The following is a 20,849-nucleotide window of genomic DNA, read 5'->3' on the forward strand; positions in this document are numbered from 1 at the left end:
GCCCAATGCCAATCATACCGCGCCTTCTACTCCTTCATTATTCATTTGGATGAATTCTTCTTATATTACCAATAGCATACATATCATTGTCACCGGCGCGCGAAATTACAGGATCCTGCCGGTCAGGCCCGGCGCCGTTAGCCCCAACCCCACAGGCGCCGGGCCGCGCGCGCTCATTCGGCCGGGTGTGGAATCCACGCAAGCGGCCCGACAGTCTGTTGGGGTACAACTTCTTGACCGCCGAGCCTAACCGGCTCCGTGGGTGGCGTCGCCGGCTGGGAACCAAGGTAATATTAGCACCTTCAAAATAACACCTTTCAGAACCGTTTTCCCCGGCTTTGTGGTACTCAGCGGTGAAGTGCCTGTTCGGCTTCTAAGCTATCACTGACTGCGACCGGTCGCCGTCCTCGGCAATGCAGAGATGGAGCCGATTTGCTCAATCGGCGAATGTCGCTGCGCTATTCAAACAAAACTGAATTCACGCAGCGAAGTCACAGAAGTCCGAACCGATAGAGCGCGCTGACCGCAAATGGGCGAAAGATCGCACCATAACGCCCGGCCACGGGCTCACCCCAACTCTGTTTATAATCTTGCCCGGAGCCGAGATCGAACTGGCGATACCCAGCGCTTGCCGCCCATTCGATCGACGCCTCCATTATGCGGACACCGACCCAAAAGCCATCATATTCGGGGTCGCGGACGATGCATTGGCCGAGCACGATGCCTTCCCTACACATCAGGACGGTGCCGGCCGTGCGCCTATCGCCGTCGAGCAGGGCCAAGGTTTGGAACTGGATTGGACTGTCGGCGGTCTGCCGTTTCATGAAGGCGCGCCAGAACCGCAGGCGGTCCTCGACAGCCACGGTCTCCTCGGCGTCGTTGCTTTCCCACACGCGGCCCCACTGGGCGCAGCACCATTCCAGGTCGCCCACATCGTTGACGCGAAGCCGCATGAACTCGTCGCAACGTTGGCAGGCCTTGCGCACATTCTTGCGGTGATTGCGGCTCCACCGTGCCTCATAGTCGCCCTCCAGGTCGACGCGGTAGTTGTCCGGGGACCAGTAGGATCGCGGATTGAGATCCACGACGCTCTTGTCGAGCCCCGCCTCGATCCGCACCTCGACGCCCAAGGCGTGCAGCGCCCGACCAAGGGAGGCGGCAGAGGACGCGGGCGCGATCACACCGGGAAGCGCCTGATAGGCGACGGGCTCCCAGTATAGGCGGCGGCGACGCAAGGAGATGATCGCGGTCGGCTGGCCGTTCTCCGTCGCAAGAGCGTGGCGCTTCCGGGCGCTCGTCGGCTGGGTGAGCTCACGATAAAGGTCGCGGTCGCAGCCGGGAATGGCCGGCAGGGCGTCCAGGGCCTGGTCGAGGGTCGAGTTCCAGACGTCAAACCAGGCGATTTGAACGCCCCGCGTGGTCAAGGGGGTCACGATGCGGGCAGCCGAGATCACGGCGGGCGCGGCGAAATGGCTTAACGCACGCTTGAAATTCGAACCGGCGGCTTTCGCGCCGGCGGACTCCATGGCGTCAGAGTGGTTCATCACCGATTCCCCCTGCGGTCAGTGCTTGTCTGCCATCCAGGCGATCGTTCGAAGAAGCGGTCGACCGCCCTTTGACCACAGACCAGACAGATTGCACGCCGCCCCGACGGAGCGGAGTATTTGTTTTGCTGTCCGCGTCGGCCGGCGCAGGCGCCCGCCCCTGTTCGGTGTCCTCACCCAGGAAGCGCCGGATGAGGGCAAAGGGAGCTCGCAGGCACGCAGGCGCCAAGGCTTGCACCCTGCCTAGCAAATAAGCCAGTTCGGCGGCAAAGGGATGACGGGTCCAGCCCATGGCCAGGAACCAAAGTACTGCGCCAAGCCCCCCGCCCAGGACCGCCTGCAAGACCGATAGATCCATGTCGAGACCGTTCAGTCCGATGACAACGAGCGGACCCAGCGCCGTGGCGAGGGTGGCGACGGCGCTGGGCACAAGCGCGCGCAGATATTCACCGACGCTCAATTTCAGCCGGCGCATCAGGAACCAGAGGCCAACGCCCACTTGAATCGGCGTGGTGGCGAAGATCGAGAGCGCCAGGACAAAGGGGCCATGCTGGGCCGCCAGGATCATGATCAGGCTCGTGATCGGCAGGGAAATGATCCACGCCTTGGCCGTGTCTCGGATCCCGCCGGCGGCTACCAGGGCTGGAAACATCAGTGGGACGGGGAAGCAGAGCATGGTGGCCGCCGCCATCACCTGCACCAGCGGGATGGAGGTGTCCCATTGTGGTCCCAGTAGGATGTGCACCAGGGGATAGGCTAAGAGGATGACCATCGCCAGGCCGGGCCAGTGGAACGCGGTCAGACTGGCGGCGGCTTTGAGATAGGGGGCCTTGAGGGGACGCCCCGTGCGCGCATAGGCGGCGAACCCTGGCAGGGCCACCGCGGAGATAGCCGATATGACCAAACGGCTGGGCATCTGCGTGACCTGTTGAGCTCGGCTGTAGAGACCGACATCGGTGCTGCCGCTGGCCCGGCCCAGCATGAAGGTCGGAATGACCTCGCCGAGGGTGGTCAGAAGGCCGGTAGCGGTGTTGAACCCGCCGAACGCCAGAATCTCGCGCCATTTGGTGAACTCGATCCGGAAGATGGACAGGTCCGGGCGCATGAGGACGGCAAAAACGAAGGTGGAGAGCGGATAGCTCAGCGAACCCCAGGCGAAGCTCATATAACCGAAGCCCATCATCACCAAGCCAGTGGTGGTGATGTTGCCGACCAGTGCAGAGCCCAGGTTGATGGCCGCGATGTTCCAGAACTTCAGGTCGCGGCGAAGCAGAGCGACGATCGGCGAGCCGATGCTGGAGAACAGATAGCCGAACGCCACGGTGCGGACGAAGTTCTCCAGACGCGGTTCGTGGGCGAAGTCGGCATAGAGGCCCGCCGTCACGACGAAGGCGGTCGTAAGGATGATGGCGACCACCAGCATCATGGTGAAGGAAGTGCGTATTTCCTCCTTTGAGAGCTTTTCGGCGTTGACGATGTAGTTGGTGACGCCGAAATCCCGCATACCCTCGGCGAGCGCGACGAGACTGGCGCCAAGGAAGGCAGCGCCGATTTCGTTGGGTGTCAAAAACCGCGACGAAACGTACAGCGTCGCCAAATTGAGGATGAGGGTGGCGTACTTCTCGAAATAGACCGCGACCACCGCGCGCCGGACGCTCGCCATTCCTATCGCTCACTTTCGAAGTGACCGGCCCCGATGTGGGACCGCAATCATATCTCGCTTGAATTCCAGAATTGGAGTCATGGGCCGTGGATTTGGAATCCGTGTGGCCTTGATCAGGGTCGAGGCGACCTTTTGTTGATCCTCATCGGTCATCTGGGGATATAGGGGAAGGACTATGGCGTGATCCTGGGCTGCCTCCGATTCCGGCAGGGACATGCGCAGGGGCTGCGAGGCATAGACGTCCTCGCGATGAGCGCACATGATCCCGCGGCGGGTGGCGATACCGGCATCCAGCATGGCTTGCATGACGGTGCGCTGGTCGGCGGAGTCCGGCAGACGCACACAGAAGCTCTGCCAGTTGGTGCGCGCGTAGGACGGTTCGCGCGCCAGGCCCAGCCATTGCGCCTCGCCGAGCAATTCGGCGTAGCGGGCGGCCAGCGCGCGGCGGCGGGCCACGATGCCGGGCAGGCGTTTGAGTTGCTCGCGGCCAACCGCAGCCTGGATGTCGGTCATCCGATAGTTGTAGCCGAGCACTGGGTGAGTCTCGAAGATCACCTGGGCCGAGCCGTGGCGGACCGTGTCGGGCACGCTCATGCCATGCTGGCGCAACAACTTGAATTTGGCGGCCCAGTCGGCATGCTTGGTGGTCAACATACCGCCATCGCCGGTGCTCATGATCTTGCGCGGGTGGAAGGAGAAGCACGCCACGTCGCCGTGCACCTTGCCGACCTTCTCCCACTGACCGTCCCAGAAGATCTCGCTGCCGCTGGCACAGGCCGCGTCCTCGATCACAGGCAAGCCCTTGGCCTTGGCAAGGTCGACCACAGCCGCCATGTCGCAGGGCAAGCCCATTTGGTGGACGACCAGGATCGCACTGGTCTTGGCCGAAAGCGCCTGCTCGACAAGGGCCGGGTCGAGGTTGTAGGTGGCCGAATCGATGTCGACGAAGACGGGGATCGCGCCGCAATAGGCCACCGAATTGGCCGTGGCGATATAGGAGTGGCTGACCGTGACCACCTCGTCGCCGGGCTTCACGCCGGCCGCCAGCAGGGCCAGGTGGAGGGCCGTGGTGCAGTTCGAGACGGCCGCAGCGTACGGCGCGCCCGTGAAGGTGGCGAACTCTGTCTCGAAGGCCGCGACCTCGGGGCCTTGCGTGACCCAGCCGGACAGGATGACGCGGCGCGCCGCCTCGGCCTCGGCCGCACCCATCGTGGGCTTGATGATCGGAATCATGTCAGGATCCTCAGAATGAAAGACCTACTTCGGGTGCGAGAAGTTGCATTGGTCGTATCACGACAAAGCCGGTGGCTCACCTTGTCCTATTGTGGGATATAGCCACCGACAGCCGGCGAGCCTGGTGTATTGGGATGGTTGGGGTGGCCGACGATACAGATACCGCTTTTCGGTCAGCGGACGGGCTCGCAGCCTTCCGGCACCACCGCAATAGGGCAAGTAATGTGCGGCCCGACACTTCGGCGGGACAATGCCAAATTGTGCCGGCGTACCGGTGAGGTAGCTGTGTGCATGGCCAGAGCACCGACCGTTAGAGATTATTGCGCTAACGCCAATACGCCAATACTAGGGAGTTCAGCAGTAGGGACTGGCGTGGGCTCAGCTCTACTTCGAGTCTTGGCCTCTCGGATAACACACGCCCAGCGTATCACCCTCTGCCAGAAAGACTCGCCACGTCGGGCCTATCATTCGGCGGTTGCCTGAATAACACTTTTTAGAAATTCGGTTTGGAGTGACGTACGGCTGGAAGATCGCGCTCAGAGCCTACGCCTTCTGGTCGAATTGATGTGACAGGGGGTTAGGCGCTTATAATCGACAAAGTCTGACCTCCCCGGGGGTGGACGCATTTCTCGGTTGCTGAGCATCAGCTCGAGTATTGATCTATGACAACGATTGATCAGGGTGCGATTTACGCCGTCCGGCCGGCCCAGGTCGTTGTCCGGCAGGCAGAAGACCGTATCGCCGGCTTCGACGGCGTGCGCGCGATCGCCGTCCTGATGGTGTTCATCAGCCACAAGACCACTCTGCCGCACCACGACTCCTATGGCTCCGTCGGCGTCTGGGTCTTTCTCGTGCTCAGCGGCATGCTCATCTCCTCGATCCTGTCAGAAATGCGCGGAAAGGTCGAAGCAGGGACCCAGTCAAGCTGGCGGTCGATGGGTGACTTCTATCTGCGCCGCAGCCTGCGCATCTTCCCGCTGTACTACCTCTGTCTCGGCGTTTTCGCGCTGGGATCGCTATTCACGACATTCGTCGGCTTCTCGCATCTGGAAGCGGCGGTCTACGCCCTCTATGGCACCAACATCTATATCGAGATGACGCCGACTGGGGACCACGGCCATTTCGGTCACCTCTGGTCACTGTCGGCGGAGGAACAGTTCTACCTCCTCTTCGCGCCGATCCTGCTGTTCACCCCACGCAAATACCTGGCTAGGATTTGCATCGGCTTCATGCTAGCAGGCGCGACCATGCTGGCTTGGCTAGTGTTGGTGAAGGCCCACCCGAACGCCATTCACGTCGATCCGCTGATCGCCTTCGGCATGCTCGGCGTCGGCGGCTTTGTCGCCTCCTTGAAAAACCTCAAGCCGCCCGCCTGGCTGGTAAGTGCGCAAGCCCAGGCGGCGGCTGGCCTGACGCTGATCGCGATCCCGCTGGTCTTCGGATACTTCCGGGACACATGGAACGTCTGGGGACCGCTGACCTGCACGGTCGCCGGCCTGTTCCTGTTCCAGATCGCCCGCAACCAACGGACGCCGGTCGTGGCTTTCCTCAACCTGTGGCCGCTGCGCTCGCTCGGCCGGGTGAGCTATGCGTTCTATGTCCTGCACCAGTTCATTCATTTCTACGACGTCCAGGCGGTGTTCCATAAGCTGCACATAGACATCGACGGGCCACCTATCGTGCAACTGCCCCTGGAGCTTTTCATTACCGTTGCGCTGGCGACGCTCTCCTGGCATTTCTTCGAGCGGCCGCTCCTGCGGTTGGGCGCCAGATTGACCGCGCGGGAGGGCGCGGAGGCCAGCACCGCAACCGGCGCCTTGTCCCCGGGCCGGCAAGCGGCCACGCGATAGAGGCGGGCGGAACGACGGCCGATGCGACTCGACGACAAACGCCGTATCAAGGGTTTCGACGGCCTACGCGCGATCGCCTTCATTTTCGTATTCATCAGCCACAAGTTCCATCAAGGGACGTATGGATCCCTCGGGGGCGACGGGGTAATGCTGTTCTTTGCGCTCAGCGGCCTCTTGATCACCCGTATCCTGGCCCGCACGCGGGTGGCGGTCGAGGCGGGCGAGACGACGACGCTTGCGGGTCTGGGGCACTTCTATCTTCGGCGCTCGGCCAGGATATTCCCTGTCTACTACGCGACGATCGGCTTCTTCCTGATCGCGTCGTTGTTCGTTCACTTCGATGGCTTCGAAGGCGGCGCGCGCATGGCCATGCTGCTCTACGCCACGAACATCTATGTGTTCACGACAGGCCACTGGGTCGGCCATTTCAACCACTTCTGGACGCTGGCGATCGAAGAGCAATTCTATCTATTGTTTGCACCTTTGTTGCTGTTCACCCCCAGCAAGGCCGCCGGACACATCTGCGTTGCATTTGTGGTTCTGGGTCTCGTTACTGATGCGGGCCTCGAATGGACCGGAGTATCGGCCAAGGTCATAGGCCTGAATCCCATGACCGGCTTTGGTTATCTCGCCTTAGGCGGTCTGGCAGGACTGAACCTCGACCGGCGAGTGCCGGCATGGCTGGTTTCCAGGCCGGCCCAGGCCATGGCCGCGCTCGCCCTCCTCATCGTGCCCCTCACTGTCCTCAAGGACGAGATCGTCTGGCGCCTCTATGCGCCGGCAGTCGCGGCTACGGCCGCGCTTCTGGTCTTCCAGATTGCGGGAAACCAGGCCTCGCGTTTCGTCGCCTTTCTGGAAACCTGGCCCCTGCGCAGCCTGGGGCGCATCAGCTATGGCTGCTACATCTTCCACGAGTTCGTTCACTTCTATGACATCGAGGCAGCGGCCCGGAAATTCGGCGTCGTATTCGAAGCGCCGGATTGGATCTCGGCTCCGATCGAACTTGTGTTGACCATCGGCCTGGCGACCGTCTCATGGCGATTCTTTGAACGATTATTCATGGCCTGGGCCCATCGGCCGACGCATAAAGCCGCGCCGGCCGCCGCCTGAGACCCTCAGCTTGCCAGGGCCAACAGCTTTCGCAGCAGGCCAAGGTTGTGGTTCAGGCGCAGGTAATATTCGCGCTCGGGTCCGTCAAGCATCTGGAACACTGCCAGCACCGGGGTGGCGATGAGCATCTTGATTGCGCGCGCAATCTTCTGGCCTGGCGTTTTCAAGCCCCTCAATTCAACCTCGCCTTCCTTGCGGGCGCGCTCCGTGAGCCATGCGCGCGTCAGACGGCCGGCATGGACCTTGTGGTCCACTACGAATGCGTCCGAGTACCAGCAGCGATAGCCGGCCCCAATCAGGTCAGTCATCATCTGGGCCTCTTCCCCGCTGGCAAGGTTCGAGCCGACCCGACCGGTCGTGACGTCGAACCCGCCGTGGGATTCTAGCACGCTGCGGCGGAACAGCATGTTGGCGCCGACACCGATGGGATGATCGGTCGTATCCCGGAAGCCGTCCTCATCGACCACCGACAACAACAAGCGCGCTCGCGGCCCGAGCTGGCTCGGCGGTATTTCAAGGCTGCTGGCGTCGTCGGGCCAGTGTGGAATCACCCGCCCCGCGAGGATGGCGGTCTGGACGTCACAGCGGGCCGCGTAAGTGATCGCCGCCTCTATCCAACCGGGGCGCGGCACAGCGTCGTCGTCCAACAGCGCAATCCATTCGCCCTTTCCTGCCTCGAAACCCGCGTTGCGGGCCCGGGCAACACCGGGCTCGTCGAGCCGAATGAAGCTCAGTCCCTCGCGCGCCTTCAGGGTCTGCAGCACATCGGCGTGCGCCGGCGCGGAGGCGCTGTCGATGACGATGACCTCCACCGGCTGGCCCCGGCACTGTGGCAGCAGGGCTTCGACGCTCTCCAGCACGTCATGGCTTCGGTTGTGCGTGGCGATGACGATACTGATGACCGGGGCACCGGCGCTGACCTTCGGCGCGTCCTTGGCGTCCTGCATACCGATCCGATCCTTAAGCTCCATGCCCATTCAGTCCAGCGCCGCGTCCTCGGTGGCCGGAGGGCGGGCGCCCATGCCGATCGACCAGAAGAACGCCGTGCGCAACGGCGTCGGCGTCACGAGATCCCTTACCGCCCGGAACGGAAACACCAACAGCGCATGGCGCACCGCGAATCGCACACCCTTGGCATCCCCCTTGGCCGCCCGCTCCACCGCCGCATCGGCGAAATAGGTGTAGAATCCCAGGAGCGTGGCGAAATAGGAATGCAGCCACTCCTTCGGCGAGCGCCACTTGCGCCAGACGGGAACGGCATGCCGCATGAACACTTTGCGCGTATAGGGAATCCGGCTCAGGACCAAGGCATCATAGGATCCCGACGGACGCTGACGGAACAAGACGCAAGGCACGGCCACATGCTGCATATGCCCTCCGCCGGCGACACGCAAATGCCAGTCCCAGTCCTGGTCGGCCATCAGGGTCTCGTCAAAATAACCGTAGGCGTCACGTACCCCGATACGCGCCATCGTGGCGCCGATCTGCGGGAAATAGCCGTCCAGCATCATCTTTAGATGGTCGCCGTCGGAGCGGACGTCATCGGGGATGGGGCGCGCGATCGGCCGCAGGTCAGGATCGGCAATCACCACCTGACCGAAGACGGCCTCGACCTCCGGCTGGCGGTCGAAGAGTTCCAAGTGCGGCCTTACATGTTGCTCGGTCCAGACGTCGTCGTCGTCCAGGAAGGCCAGGAACTCCCCCGTGGCCGCCCGCATCGCCGCGTTACGCGCGGCGCCGGCGCCCGCAGTCGTCACGATGAGGTGCTGCGCGCCGTGGGCCTGCGTCACTGTGCCGGTGGCGTCGTGGTTGGAGCCGTTGTCGCCAACCAGTATCTCGAACGTCAGGTCCGTGCCTTCCAGCGCGCGGATGCTCGCCAGCGCCTGGTCCAGCAACTGCGGACGGTCGCGGGTCGGGACGACGACCGAAACGATGCGCGCCTGCCTCACCCCCACTCCTCCCACCGATCGAAGACGCCCGACAGGGCCGCCGAGAATACCCGCTTGTTGTCGAAGCGCGTGATGAAGGTCCGCGCGATGGTGCCAGCCGGGCGCGTCTCCTCGGCCTGTGCGTAGACCAGATCATAGCCTGATGCCCTGGCCTCTCGCATGGCGACCGGCGTCCAGTTGGCCGACTGGCCGAGCGGGATTGCGAACGACGTCGGCGCAAAACCAAGTCGCGCCTCGATCATAGCGCGCGAGCGGTCCAGTTCCTCGCGGGCGGCGAGGCCGTCCAGCTGTCCAAAATCGGGATGGGTCGCGGAGTGGCTGCCGATTTCGGCACCGTCGGCGGCCAGGCGCTCCAGATCGCGCCAGCCCAGAACTTCGTCAGTGGTCCAGGGCGAGGCGCCTTCGCTCCAATCGGTGACCACGAAAAGGCTCCACGGCACCGCGAAGTCCTTCAGGATCGGTGCGGCCTCGGTCATGACGCTGCGCAGACCGTCGTCGAAGGTGATGGCGAGGTCCATCGGGTCGCCGCCCGTCCGCGCGATCTCCGAGGCTGGGACGAATCGATAGCCCCGCGCCACGGCCCACTCCAACTGACGAAGAAACAGCTTCGGCGGCACGTCGTTATAAGCCATCAGGGGCTGGCCGACCGAATGGTAGGCCAGGATCCGGCCTCCTGAACGGCGCAAGCGTCGGCCAAGGACGGACATACCTTCACGTTCGAGGACCATGCGTGGGCCGACCAGATGACGCCTTTCGACACCGAACGCGTGGGCAGCCCGCTTGAGAATCTTCGGTGCTTGCCTAAGCATATCCAGTTTTCGCTCTCTGGTCTTTTTACCAGTCTCGAACAGCAAGCCTCGTGATAGCTATGACGTCCATCGCCAACACCACCACGTCCAATCCGAGGCGCCCGGTAGCACTATCACGTCGAACGGAATCTGTTCATTTGGAAGAAAATGGTAAGGCCCTAAATCAAAAGGTGTAAAACGCGATGGCTTGCCTGAACTGGGAAACCCACTTCAGGTTATCGTGCTCAAGGTTTTGCAGCATCGAAGCAAGGTGGCGCTGGTCGCTCCAGATGCAGCCTATGACGTGCCTGCCGGGCAAAGCATGCTATTGGAACCTCACATCTAGCCGCGGCCCATCAGCCGGCTCACCCACCGGGGCAGCCATTCGGGCAGTAGGTTGCGGATCGCGTCCCAAGTCCCGTCAAAGGACTTTGTCCGCGCCAGGCGCCGCCATACTCTGAGCCGTTCCGGCAGCGACATTAGGCGCATAGAACGCTTCAGGATCGCCTCGACGCTGTCGAACTCGCCGAACACCTCGTTGAGCAGGATGTCGGGATAACCGTCGTAGAGCTCCTCGTTCGCGGGCGCGCCCTTCTCACGCAGCGGCGTGACTGGCGCGATCGCCAGGGCCCTGGCGTAGAGCGCCTCCAGGCTTTCGAGCCAATTGGGCGCCGTGTGCAGCCGCTTGACGTTGGCCTCCGTCTCATCGCCGCGCCGACGCAAAGCCTGCAGGTCGGCGAGCCAGTCCGCCAGGATGCGGTTGTATTCCGCCATCGAGGTGGCGAAGCCAATGGTCGGCGCCAGCCCGGGCATATCGGTGCTCATGACGTTCGCATCCGATGGATAGGGAAACAGCGTCATGCAGGGCGCGCCGAGCCCGCCGGCTTCCAGCATCGAGGTAATCGATACAAAGGGGTAGGAGTCGAGGTAGATGTCCGCTGCCTCGAAGGCCAGCGAAGGATCGGGCGTCTCTGGCCGCCCCATGATCCGCCCGCCGGTCGCCGCTATGGCCTCTTGCCAGTCGGCTGGCTCCCCCGGCCCCACGACCAGCAACTGCGCATCGGGATGGGCCAGGAGCGCCTCGACATGCATGTCGGCGAAGGAGACGCCACCCATCGTGCGGTATTTCACGCCGCGGGCCACGGAAACCAGGAGAGGCCCGCCGGCCGGAATGCCGAGCTTCTGCCGCGCCTCGGCCCGGCTGTGCTTGCGCATCGGCGGATCGATCTGAATCGGCAGGATGACGTGACGCTCCGCCGGGATCCCACGCCGTTCCACCACCAGCCGCTCGCCCGACACGCGCGAACTGGCGATCAGGTCGCACACGCAGAGCCCGACCCAGAAGGCATGGTCGGCGTGGTTGACCAGCACCACGGGCGGTCGGTTGCGCTCGTCAGCGAAGGCTATGCCCGGCGTTGGGTCCTCATTGCTGACGTGCAGGACGACCAGGTCGAAATCGAGCGACAACTTGCGGAGCGCGCTGGCCCATTCTACCGGTCCGCCGCGCGTTGCGCCGATCATATGGATATGTCCGCCACGAGCCTCCACGGCCTGGGATACCGACAACGGCGGCGCCCCGGGATGGCGCAACAGGGCCAGTGAGTGATGACGCCCCTCGTCGGCTGCGATCCAGCGGCGCATCATCCGCGTCAAGCCGCCGACTTCGTTCAAAGCGGTGGCCACATGCAGCACGCGGCCGATCTTCGTCCGCGCCGGTCGCGCAGCTTCGGCCTGTGCGGCGAGCGTCCGTCGCGCGATTTCGATCAGTATGTGCTCAAGCGGCTCGGACCGATAGAAGCCGCAGTGCCGCTTCCGCGCAAGCGTGACCGCCGCCTCCACATAGGCCGCCGCCGAGTTGAGGTCACCAGCCTGCAGACAGCGCTCAGCCTCACCGCGAAGGCTTTGAAACTCTTCGTAGTTGTGGCGCATACGCGCTACCTCGGCCTCGGAGGCCTCGATTCCAGATTGCATCGTCTCTGGCATCCTTCCCCCCCACGGTCGCAGTTGCCCTAAAACGTGTTATCCCGAGTGGCCAAGGCTTGCCAAGCGACAAGGCAGGTTACATAAAAAATGTCGCCGACCGCTGCGATCCGATCTTTCAGCGGCCGGCCAAGGCTCGCGTCCGATTGCAGGCGATGGCGCGAGACAGACAACTCCAGGGGGAAGCGATGCCAATTTCGGAAAGTGTGGTGATGCGTGGCGAAGTTGTCGTCCACCACCCCAATCTGGTGAACCTCTACGGCTGTGAGATCGGTAACGGCTCGCGCATCGGCGCCTTCGTCGAGATTCAGAAGAATTCCTACGTCGGCGAGCGCTGCAAGATCTCCTCGCACACCTTCATTTGCGAGGGCGTGACCATCGAGGACGAGGTCTTCATCGGCCACGGGGTGATGTTCACCAACGACCGCCTTCCCCGAGCAACCAACCTGGACGGGAGCGCCCAGAGTGAAGCCGACTGGAAGGTCGAGCCGACCCTGGTCAAGAAGGGCGCGTCCGTCGGCTCCAACGTCACTATCACCCCGGGCGTGACCATCGGAGAGCGGGCACTGATCGGCGCCGGTGCCGTCGTCACCCGTGACATCCCCGACTTCGCCATCGCAACCGGTGTGCCGGCCCGCGTGGTCGGAGACGTAAGGACCACAAAGGCTGGGTGACTCCCCATTTCAGCACGGTTTCGTACACCGAATTGCGATCTTTGGGGTATTTAGAGAGATCATTTGAGGTAGTTCCAGCGCCTGCCCTCGCCTGGCTGGATGATCCTGGTTGGGTCTTGATGACCCAACGGCCATAGTGACCGCGCGGCTTCGCGGCCTCAAACTTCAATTTGAAGAGGTCGAGATGGCACGGCATTCGACGATCAACCGGCGCATCCTTTCTCAACCAATGAACCAATGACAGGCTCCAACGGGCCTCAGGACTCCGGTGGGCGGGGTGGAGTGTAGGGTAGGTCAAATGATCAATATCGGTATCATCGGTTACGGCTACTGGGGGCCGAACCTCCTACGAAACTTCATGGAGCTTCCCGATGCCCGGGTCCGCATAGTCGCCGACCTGGACCCCAAGAAGCGCGAGTTGGTGGAACGCCGCTATCCGGGCGTCCAGACCACCAGGGACGTCCAGTCCCTGTTCCAGGATCCCGAGATCGACGCCATCGCCGTGGCGACGCCGGTCAATAGCCACTTCGAATTGGGCATGTCGGCGCTGAAGGCCGGCAAGCATCTCTGGCTCGAAAAGCCGATGACCGAAACCTCGCTACAGGCCAGGATGCTGGTCAATGAAGCCGACAAGCGCGGATTGACCCTGATTGTCGATCACACCTTCATTTATACCGGAGCAGTCCGGAAGATGCGCGAGATCGTCGCCGCCGGCGACCTCGGCCAGATCTATTACTACGACGCCACCCGGGTGAACCTGGGCCTCTTCCAGAAGGACGTGAACGTCATCTCCGACCTGGCGGTCCACGATTTCGCGATCATCGACCGTCTATTCGAAGAGCATCCGACCGCGGTTTCGGCCAGCGGTATCAACCATTTCCCCGGCACCCCGGAAAATCTGGCCTACATCTCGCTGTTTTACGACTCCGGCATGATGGCGCACATCAACGTGAGTTGGCTGGCTCCAGTGAAGGTGCGCAACATCCTGGTTGGCGGCTCCAACAAGATGATCACCTATGACGATCTGGAGCCCTCCGAGAAGGTCAAGGTGTACGACAAGGGCGTGTCCTTCACGGACGACCCGGCCAAGATCCATGAGATGCGCGTCGGCTACCGCACGGGCGACATGTGGGCACCCAAGCTCGACTCCACCGAGGCCCTGCGCATCGCCGGCCAGGAGTGGATCGACTGCATCATCGAAAAGAAGGTTCCGACCGCCGATGGCCGGCTTGGCCTGCGCGTGGTGGAGATCATCGAAGCCGCCACCAGTTCCATGCGCGGGCGTGGCGAAACCGTTCACCTGCGACGCAAAGATGCTGCCTAATATGATTCCGTTCGTAGATTTGAAAACCCAGTACACCTCGATCAAGCTCGAGGTAGATGCAGCCATTCAGCGCACCTTGGAGACCTGTCAGTTCACCCTGGGCGCCGACGTAGCTGAATTTGAAAAGGAATTCGCTGCCTATTCGCAAGCAGCCTTCGGCGTCGGCGTCAACACCGGCACCAGCGCCCTGCACCTGGGCCTGCTGGCCGCCGGGATTGGGCCGGGCGACGAGGTTATCACCTCCCCCTTCACCTTCGTGGCGACGGTGGCGGCCATTTACTACACGGGCGCGACCCCTGTGCTCGTCGATATCGATCCTGCGACCTACACCATCGACCCGGCCCAGATCGAAGCCGCGGTCACGCCAGCCACCAAGGCGATCATCCCGATCCACCTCTACGGCCAGCCGGCCGACATGGATCCGATCATGGCCATCGCCAGGAAGCACGGCCTGGTGGTGCTGGAAGACGCCTGCCAGGCGCACGGCGCGGAATACAAGGGCAAGCGCGTCGGCGCCATCGGCGACATGGCGGCTTTCAGCTTCTATCCTGGCAAGAACCTCGGCGCCTATGGCGAAGGCGGGATGCTGACGACCGACAACGCCGATCATAACCGGGCGGTCCGCATGCTGCGCGACTGGGGCGCCGAGCGGAAGTACCACCACGAAGTCAAGGGCTATAACTACCGCCTGGAAGGCCTTCAGGGCTCTGTTCTGCGCGTGAAGCTCAAACACCTGGATAGGTGGACCGAGCAGCGCCGCGCCACGGCCGCCCGCTATGACGCCATGTTCGCCGGCACCGGCCTGCCAACCCCCTTCGTCCGCAACGATGTGCGCCACGTCTACCACATCTACGCCGTCCGCACGCCCGAACGCGCTGGCTGGCAGGAGGCGCTGAACGCTCAAGGGATCCAGTCGGGCATCCACTATCCCATTCCCGTGCACTTGCTGCCCGCCTACGCCGACCTCGGCTACAAGCAGGGCCAGTTCCCGCACGCCGAAAAGGCTGCGGCCGAGGTTCTGTCCCTACCCATGTTCCCGGAGTTCACGGAGCAGCAGCAGGACGTGGTCGTGGCTGCGGTCAAGAAACTGCAAGCAAGCGTTTGACGAGCGGGCCTCCGCTCAACCGGAAACAGGCCTGCAAAGGCGCCTCCAAACCGATGACAGGGAAATACAATGAAACTTGAAGGCTCTCGAATCCTGGTGACTGGCGGCTGCGGTCTGATCGGCTCGACCACCATCGACCTGCTGCTGAAGGAGCACGCGCCCGAAAAGATCGTGATCCTCGACAACCTGGTCCGCGGCAGCCTGCAAAACGTCAAGGACTCCCTGCAAGACCCGCGCGTCGAACTCGTCGAAGGCGACATTCGCGACGTCGCGGCTGTCCACAAGGCCACCGACGGCATGGACGCCGTCATCCACATGGCAACCCTGAGGGTCATCGCCTGCGCTGCCGAGCCTCGCGAAGCCCTGGGCGTCATGTGCGACGGCAGCTACAATGTCATTGAGGCCGCCCAGGCCAAGGGCGTTAAAAAAATCTGTGCGGCCTCCTCTGCCTCGGTCTACGGCCTGGCCGACCTCTTCCCGACCGAGGAGAGCCACCACCCGTACAACAACCGTACCTGGTACGGGGCCAGCAAGGTCATGCTGGAAGGCCTGTTGCGCTCGTTCAACGACATGTACGGTCTGCCCTACGTGGCGCTGCGCTATTTCAACGTGTACGGCCCGCGCATGGACCTGCATGGTAAGTATACCGAGGTTCTGATCCGCTGGATGGACCGCATCGACGCCGGCCAACCGCCGCTGATCCTCGGCGACGGGTCCACCACCATGGACTTCGTCTATATCGATGACATCGCCCGAGCCAACATACTTTCCCTGATGTCGGACGTGGAGGACGACGTTTTTAACGTCGCCAGCGGCGTGGAGACCAGCCTGAACGACCTGGCCGCCTCGCTCCTGCGCGTGATGGGTTCCAACCTCCAGCCGGAGTACGGGCCCGAGCGCAAGGTGAACCCGGTCTCGCGGCGACTGGCCGACACGTCCAAGGCAGAGAAGATGCTGGGCTTCAAGGCGACCATCGATCTCGACGAGGGCCTCACCCGCCTAGTCGAATGGTGGCGCGCCAATCGCGAGCAGGTGACTGACGACCCACTCGGGATGCGCCTTGGGGCCTTCCGTGCTCTGCGACGGTGTGGTTCGGCCGCATGAACGTAACGCTCGAACCGTCGTGGCGCAGTTTTCCATCGGATTGACGGAGCATCGTCACAAGCAATTGAGCGCGGTCCGGCCGTCTCATTGTTGGTACGGCCGCTGGCAGGATAACGTGCCTTCCGTCGCCGGCATCGGTCCTCATCCGCCGGGGCGGATCTCCTTATCTCAAATGGCGTCCATCGCGGTGCCGAGGCCGTGCGTTTCTACTACCACCACACGGCGCATCGACGTGCACCAAATTTGGCCAGCCCCAGACAACTGGCTCCGGCAACCGCGTCCATGCCCCTCCTTTGACAACTGCTTGCAATGCCTTTGGTGAAGATGGCGCGCAAGGCGCCTGCGAATGTGTAGTTTCCCGCGTCCGACAGAGTGCAGGAATTGGCGGAGTCGAACATGGCGAGTTCCGCCTTCGGCAAGGCTTCGTGTGCGGGATCACTCTGCGGCGCGCCATGGCCAGATGAGCGAGAATTACCTTCGATATCGGTCTCGGCCACGGTCGCAACAGAATGGTAGAGAAACATGGATGGTTGAGCTGGCGGAGTGTAGTCGCGCGTCTTGTGCGGTTCTCCTTCCGTGAGGCCCTAATTGGGTGGCCCAGGCGGTGCGCGCAACTCGGCTGTGGCTAGGCAGAAAGTTCGAAAGCTCCCAACGCCAACTTGGATGCTGGCGGCGGGCAATGAGGTTCACGGATATCCCTTCGGACCTCCGCGAAGGGCGGCAGGCAAGACAACTTGCGTCTCGTCGTTCCTGGTCTGCATTCGTCCTCATCCGCTGGGGAGTTTCTCCTTGTTCAATTCACGTCCGTCAACGTGCCGGCGCCACGCGTTGCAAATGCTTTTGCACCGCTCATCGCCGCGCACCTAGTAGCTTGCGGTTCTTGGGACGGGCGCGTTCAGCGGTCCGCTTGGCTCGCGGCCGTATCGCAGCCATAAATGTTCCATCGCCATCGCGCGCATGATCACGGCTGCCGTGCGAAGCGGAAAGCCAAAGCGCAGTCCCTAAACGCCGAACAGCGCCGTCTGTACTTTGCCCCATATTGGGACAGCCTTGATTTGGCCGCAATTGCTTCTAGCTGCTTCCTAGTTGTCGAAGCAACAGGACGAGGTGGGCAATGCGGATCCTAGTAGGACCTGCGAAACGAGAGGGCGTTTCTCGAACTATTTTCCATAGACCGTTGGGCGATGGCGATATCAAATCCGAGACGGGGGTGGTCATACTTTCGATAGATGCCGGCGGTATCTACGCAAGCGGTTCGCAATACCGATACCAGATTGAGTTGACGCTTGATGAACTTGAGGCGCTTGCGAGCCGTCTGACAATGAGATCGTAGCTAGTATATCCAGCCGCACCAGCCATCTGACGTTACGTCAAGAATCAGCTACTGTAACGTTGCGGCGAACCTGGAAAGTAACCGTCCGGCCGGCGCCATTCAGGCAAGCTCCCAGCAGAAGCGCGCCGGCCGTGTCTGGGTCTTACCCCGGTGCGCCAATGCGGCTTCTCTACGCGCTGACCACATGCGTTGCTACAGGTTTGTCGGTCATCGCCCGGCGTCCGAATTGTTGTTCTTTGTACCTCGTTCGTTTGACTTTCGAGCAGATTGTCATGGGCGTATATCTTCCCCCGCGGGGTCGTTCTCATAAACCACCCGTCGGTTAGGCCCGGTGTCCTCCCCAATCCCAACCGGGCACCGGGCCGCCGCAGAGTTCATCGAGCTTGGATGCAAAGGGCACATGAACTCGCCGGGCGAAGACCCCAACCACCTCAAGCCCGGCGAGCCCACTACCTGATCAGGAACGCGATCAGGACCGGAATCACCCGGTACCCTTCCGACGCAAGAGCGATGCCAGCACCCCGTCCCGCAATGGGACAATACAGGAGCGGGACCTGCTGGGCGTTGTTTGCAGGTTTGCTAACTTGGGTTGGGCTAGCCGGCTTGCCGTGTCGGCTAGGCCCCGGGGTCAGCCAAACCTACCCCAACGACGGACTATCGGGCTGCTTCGTCAGTTCGACGAAAGCCCCTGGATATTCGTAGAAGAGAGCCGCCGCACCGGCGCCTATCACACAGCGCCGGGACTGAACGCCGGAAACCCAACACCCGTCGGTCTCCGTCAGGACGAACGCCATTTCCTGACCGCCATTCGCTCCAGCCGCCGCAAAAACCGGCCCATCGGCCTTTGCCGCGGTTCAACCAGAAGCAAGACGTGTCTCGGCGTAAGATGGCGCTAATCGCGAACTGCGCTCTTGCTTAGACTTCCCGGATGGCACCGGCGCCTGGGGCGCGGCTACTCCAAGTTCGGAGGATATGCGCTGTCCTTAAGGCTTACTTGCATCGTTGCCGAGAGCACGAGAATATTCGATTGCCAGCAATGGTCCCCGGCCCGACTGCCCAGATGCGCCCTCCAAACGCCAGACTTGGTAGTCGGGCCACCGTTCAATCCAACGGAGCTGCAAACGATGTCTGCTCACCGCTTCAATCACCCTGTTCACGTATTCGTGGGCCTTGGCTTTCCCCATGCGGTGTCCTCTGTGCAGGAAGCCCGTCAAATCCTTGATGAATGGACGGGGCGGCACAGCCCGAAATACACAGCGTCAGTTGCCCTTTGCCAATCCGCACTTGCCCGCAAGGAAGACGTTGAGACGGCTCGCGCTGCCTTTGAGGCCTTTGCTCTAGCCCACGGAATTCTTGCGCCGGACGCAATCGAACTCGCGGTGGCACGCGCAGCAGAAGAGTGGATGGCAGCCTATGATGGGCGGACCGAGGTTTTGACTGGCCGTTAGGTCGACCTTGAAAGTCGATCATCGGAATGAAGAGCGAACAGTGCGAGCTCATCATGGATTGGAGTATCGATATATCGAACTGTCGGCATAGATGCCTCGCTTCACAATCGGCGCGCGCTCGAATTGCTCGCGATCAGTTCCAGCTGGTAGAGCAGGGATCAATGAAGCCACCAAGAACTCCTCGATAAACGTGCCGCGAACAAAACTCGCTCCAATGCAAAGGCGGTTGAAGACCCGCTGCAAGAATTCTATTGCTTCTGGCTGAAAGCATTCGGGATTTCTGTTGCCGCACGTGCTGCACCTCCACGTTTGGCGGACGCAAGGTGGTCGCTTACAGCCGAAGGAGCCCTTGGTTGCTCGGGCCGATGTCTCAGAATCGCGCGCACCTCGAAGATCCAGCGCTTCCGATATCTTGTCGTCAGGACGGTCGACCGCGCCGCCGACGGCGTCGACAGATGGTGATTTGGCGGGCTCCCCTATTGTGCTCTCGACCCGTTGCAGAATCGTATCGAGCGGCTCGGCGACCAGGATCTCGGCGAGTGGTCGATAGACGAAACCCAGCGACTCGGCACGCTTGACGGCCGTGCGGTATCGGACACGCGCCGCCTGTGGATTTTCACCCAACATTGCCGCAATGCCGGTCACCAGAATCGGTAAATTACATCACAAATTCAAGCACTTAAAAGGAGAGCCGATGGTACCGTTGGCTGGGATCGAACCAGCGACCTCCGGATCCACAATCCGGCGCTCTAACCAGCTGAGCTACAACGGCACATTTGCCTGAGGGTGATCTCGTCGGAAACGCGTTCCACTTGACCCACTCTGTCGTTCGGCGATGCGTCCTTACGGGCTTATGGATTTTAATTCAAGGCTTTTGCGAAGCAAAGACCACTTCCCCACATGTCGCCGCGCCGAGCAATATCCACCGGGCAAAGAAAAAGGCCGGCGGGAGGAGGTGCCGGCCTTTTCCTGTTACGAGCCAGCGGGAGGAGGAGCTGGCTGGTCACCCCGGGGAGCAGAGGGAGGAGGTTCCACTCGCCGGGTATTCCTTGATGGCTGGCATCATACGCTTGATCAGTTTGAAGAAAATGCGACCTTTTGTTGCATCTCCTGATCATGCGCAAATATTAGGCAGCCTTAATGTCCTTGATCGCCTTCTCGAAGGCGGTCTTGATCGGCTTGGAGACGTCTTCGGCCGCCTTGGAAGCGACAGCCTGCAACTCCTTGGCCTGCTCGACGGACAACTCGACGCGTTTGCGCAGGAAGGCGGTCTGCAGTTCAATGACTTCCGACAGCGACTTGGCGCCGATAAGGGCTTCGAGATGCGAGAAACCGGCTTCGGCATTGGCGCGCAGTGCCGCGATGGTCTTGAGCGACAGGTCGCTGGAAACAGTCTTGGCGGTCTCGTAGGTCGACTCCAGAGCCTTCTGGGTCTCCTCGGCGCCGGTCTTGAGCTTGGCATAGGCCTCTTTCGACTGCTCAACGCCCTTTTCGGCGAAAGCGCGGATCTGGTCGGTGGCCTTGGAAGCGTCGAAGCTCGGGAATTCAACGTTTTCGATCGTCTCGGCAGTCTTGGTCCTGGACATTTTCCATCCTTTCAGCGGCAGCGGCTTTGACAGAAAGCCGTCTCGTTCATGTATGATGGCAATATAAAGGCAAATTTTGTGCATTGCAATATCTTTGTTGCAGTGCACAAAAAAATCTTTCGGGCCGTTAACCAAGAGCCCAAATTCCAGCCTTTGCA

Annotated in this window: 16 protein-coding genes and 1 tRNA gene; 7 read left to right on the forward strand and 10 right to left on the reverse strand. The window is 61.8% G+C overall.

Annotation, left to right across the window (positions count from 1 at the left end):
- Positions 1-491 precede the first annotated feature (491 nt).
- From EB231_RS30880 to EB231_RS30890, 3 genes are read right to left on the reverse strand one after another with little or no spacing between them, the layout of a single operon-like run.
- Entirely contained in the window at positions 492-1,544 is a 1,053-nt protein-coding gene (locus tag EB231_RS30880; protein WP_172352180.1) for a GNAT family N-acetyltransferase, read from the reverse strand.
- On the reverse strand, positions 1,531-3,207 hold the full coding sequence (locus tag EB231_RS30885; protein WP_172352181.1) for a lipopolysaccharide biosynthesis protein: 1,677 nt from the start codon (positions 3,205-3,207) through the stop codon (positions 1,531-1,533). Before EB231_RS30885 ends, EB231_RS30880 begins: the two co-directional genes overlap by 14 nt.
- 9 nt (positions 3,208-3,216) lie before the next feature.
- The gene (locus tag EB231_RS30890) at positions 3,217-4,440 is read right to left on the reverse strand and encodes a DegT/DnrJ/EryC1/StrS family aminotransferase (RefSeq protein WP_172352182.1); all 1,224 of its coding nucleotides are present in this window, start codon (positions 4,438-4,440) and stop codon (positions 3,217-3,219) included.
- A 755-nt stretch (positions 4,441-5,195) separates the two neighbouring features.
- Between EB231_RS30890 and EB231_RS30895 the strand changes: the two genes are divergently transcribed.
- Together EB231_RS30895 and EB231_RS30900 are read left to right on the forward strand one after the other, a co-directional pair.
- Positions 5,196-6,290 (forward strand): acyltransferase family protein, encoded by a 1,095-nt coding sequence (locus EB231_RS30895; RefSeq protein WP_172352183.1) that lies wholly within the window; start codon positions 5,196-5,198, stop codon positions 6,288-6,290.
- A gap of 21 nt (positions 6,291-6,311) precedes the next feature.
- Entirely contained in the window at positions 6,312-7,400 is a 1,089-nt protein-coding gene (locus EB231_RS30900; RefSeq protein WP_172352184.1) for an acyltransferase family protein, read from the forward strand.
- Between the two features lie 5 nt (positions 7,401-7,405).
- Here the strand turns inward: EB231_RS30900 and EB231_RS30905 are convergent, their stop codons facing one another.
- From EB231_RS30905 to EB231_RS30920, 4 genes are all read right to left on the reverse strand, one after another.
- Entirely contained in the window at positions 7,406-8,371 is a 966-nt protein-coding gene (locus EB231_RS30905) for a glycosyltransferase family 2 protein (RefSeq protein WP_172352185.1), read from the reverse strand.
- A gap of 6 nt (positions 8,372-8,377) precedes the next feature.
- Entirely contained in the window at positions 8,378-9,349 is a 972-nt protein-coding gene (locus EB231_RS30910; protein WP_172352186.1) for a glycosyltransferase family 2 protein, read from the reverse strand.
- Complete coding sequence (locus EB231_RS30915; protein WP_246740787.1) at positions 9,346-10,203, reverse strand: polysaccharide deacetylase family protein; 858 nt, start codon at positions 10,201-10,203, stop codon at positions 9,346-9,348. Before EB231_RS30915 ends, EB231_RS30910 begins: the two co-directional genes overlap by 4 nt.
- A gap of 276 nt (positions 10,204-10,479) precedes the next feature.
- The gene (locus tag EB231_RS30920; RefSeq protein WP_172352187.1) at positions 10,480-12,066 is read right to left on the reverse strand and encodes a glycosyl transferase family 1; all 1,587 of its coding nucleotides are present in this window, start codon (positions 12,064-12,066) and stop codon (positions 10,480-10,482) included.
- A gap of 239 nt (positions 12,067-12,305) precedes the next feature.
- Between EB231_RS30920 and EB231_RS30925 the strand changes: the two genes are divergently transcribed.
- From EB231_RS30925 to EB231_RS30945, 5 genes are all read left to right on the forward strand, one after another.
- On the forward strand, positions 12,306-12,791 hold the full coding sequence (locus EB231_RS30925; protein WP_172352188.1) for an acyltransferase: 486 nt from the start codon (positions 12,306-12,308) through the stop codon (positions 12,789-12,791).
- A gap of 298 nt (positions 12,792-13,089) precedes the next feature.
- Positions 13,090-14,115 (forward strand): Gfo/Idh/MocA family protein, encoded by a 1,026-nt coding sequence (locus EB231_RS30930; protein ID WP_172352189.1) that lies wholly within the window; start codon positions 13,090-13,092, stop codon positions 14,113-14,115.
- 1 nt (position 14,116) lies between these two features.
- Positions 14,117-15,220: a DegT/DnrJ/EryC1/StrS family aminotransferase gene (locus EB231_RS30935; protein ID WP_172352190.1), complete on the forward strand. Its 1,104-nt coding sequence runs from the start codon at positions 14,117-14,119 to the stop codon at positions 15,218-15,220.
- A gap of 69 nt (positions 15,221-15,289) precedes the next feature.
- Entirely contained in the window at positions 15,290-16,324 is a 1,035-nt protein-coding gene (locus EB231_RS30940; protein ID WP_172352191.1) for an NAD-dependent epimerase/dehydratase family protein, read from the forward strand.
- Positions 16,325-18,781: 2,457 nt separating this feature from the next.
- Entirely contained in the window at positions 18,782-19,105 is a 324-nt protein-coding gene (locus tag EB231_RS30945; protein WP_172352192.1) for a DUF982 domain-containing protein, read from the forward strand.
- 51 nt (positions 19,106-19,156) lie between these two features.
- Here the strand turns inward: EB231_RS30945 and EB231_RS34990 are convergent, their stop codons facing one another.
- From EB231_RS34990 to EB231_RS30960, 3 genes are all read right to left on the reverse strand, one after another.
- Positions 19,157-19,750 carry a hypothetical protein gene (locus EB231_RS34990; RefSeq protein WP_206681874.1) on the reverse strand — a complete coding sequence of 198 codons (594 nt, stop codon included), beginning with the start codon at positions 19,748-19,750 and terminating at the stop codon, positions 19,157-19,159.
- Between the two features lie 50 nt (positions 19,751-19,800).
- Positions 19,801-19,877, reverse strand: a tRNA-His gene (locus EB231_RS30955).
- A gap of 355 nt (positions 19,878-20,232) precedes the next feature.
- The gene (locus tag EB231_RS30960; RefSeq protein WP_056566362.1) at positions 20,233-20,691 is read right to left on the reverse strand and encodes a phasin; all 459 of its coding nucleotides are present in this window, start codon (positions 20,689-20,691) and stop codon (positions 20,233-20,235) included.
- Positions 20,692-20,849: the final 158 nt, after the last annotated feature.

Source organism: Mesorhizobium sp. NZP2298, assembly GCF_013170825.1.
Classification (GTDB): domain Bacteria; phylum Pseudomonadota; class Alphaproteobacteria; order Rhizobiales; family Rhizobiaceae; genus Mesorhizobium.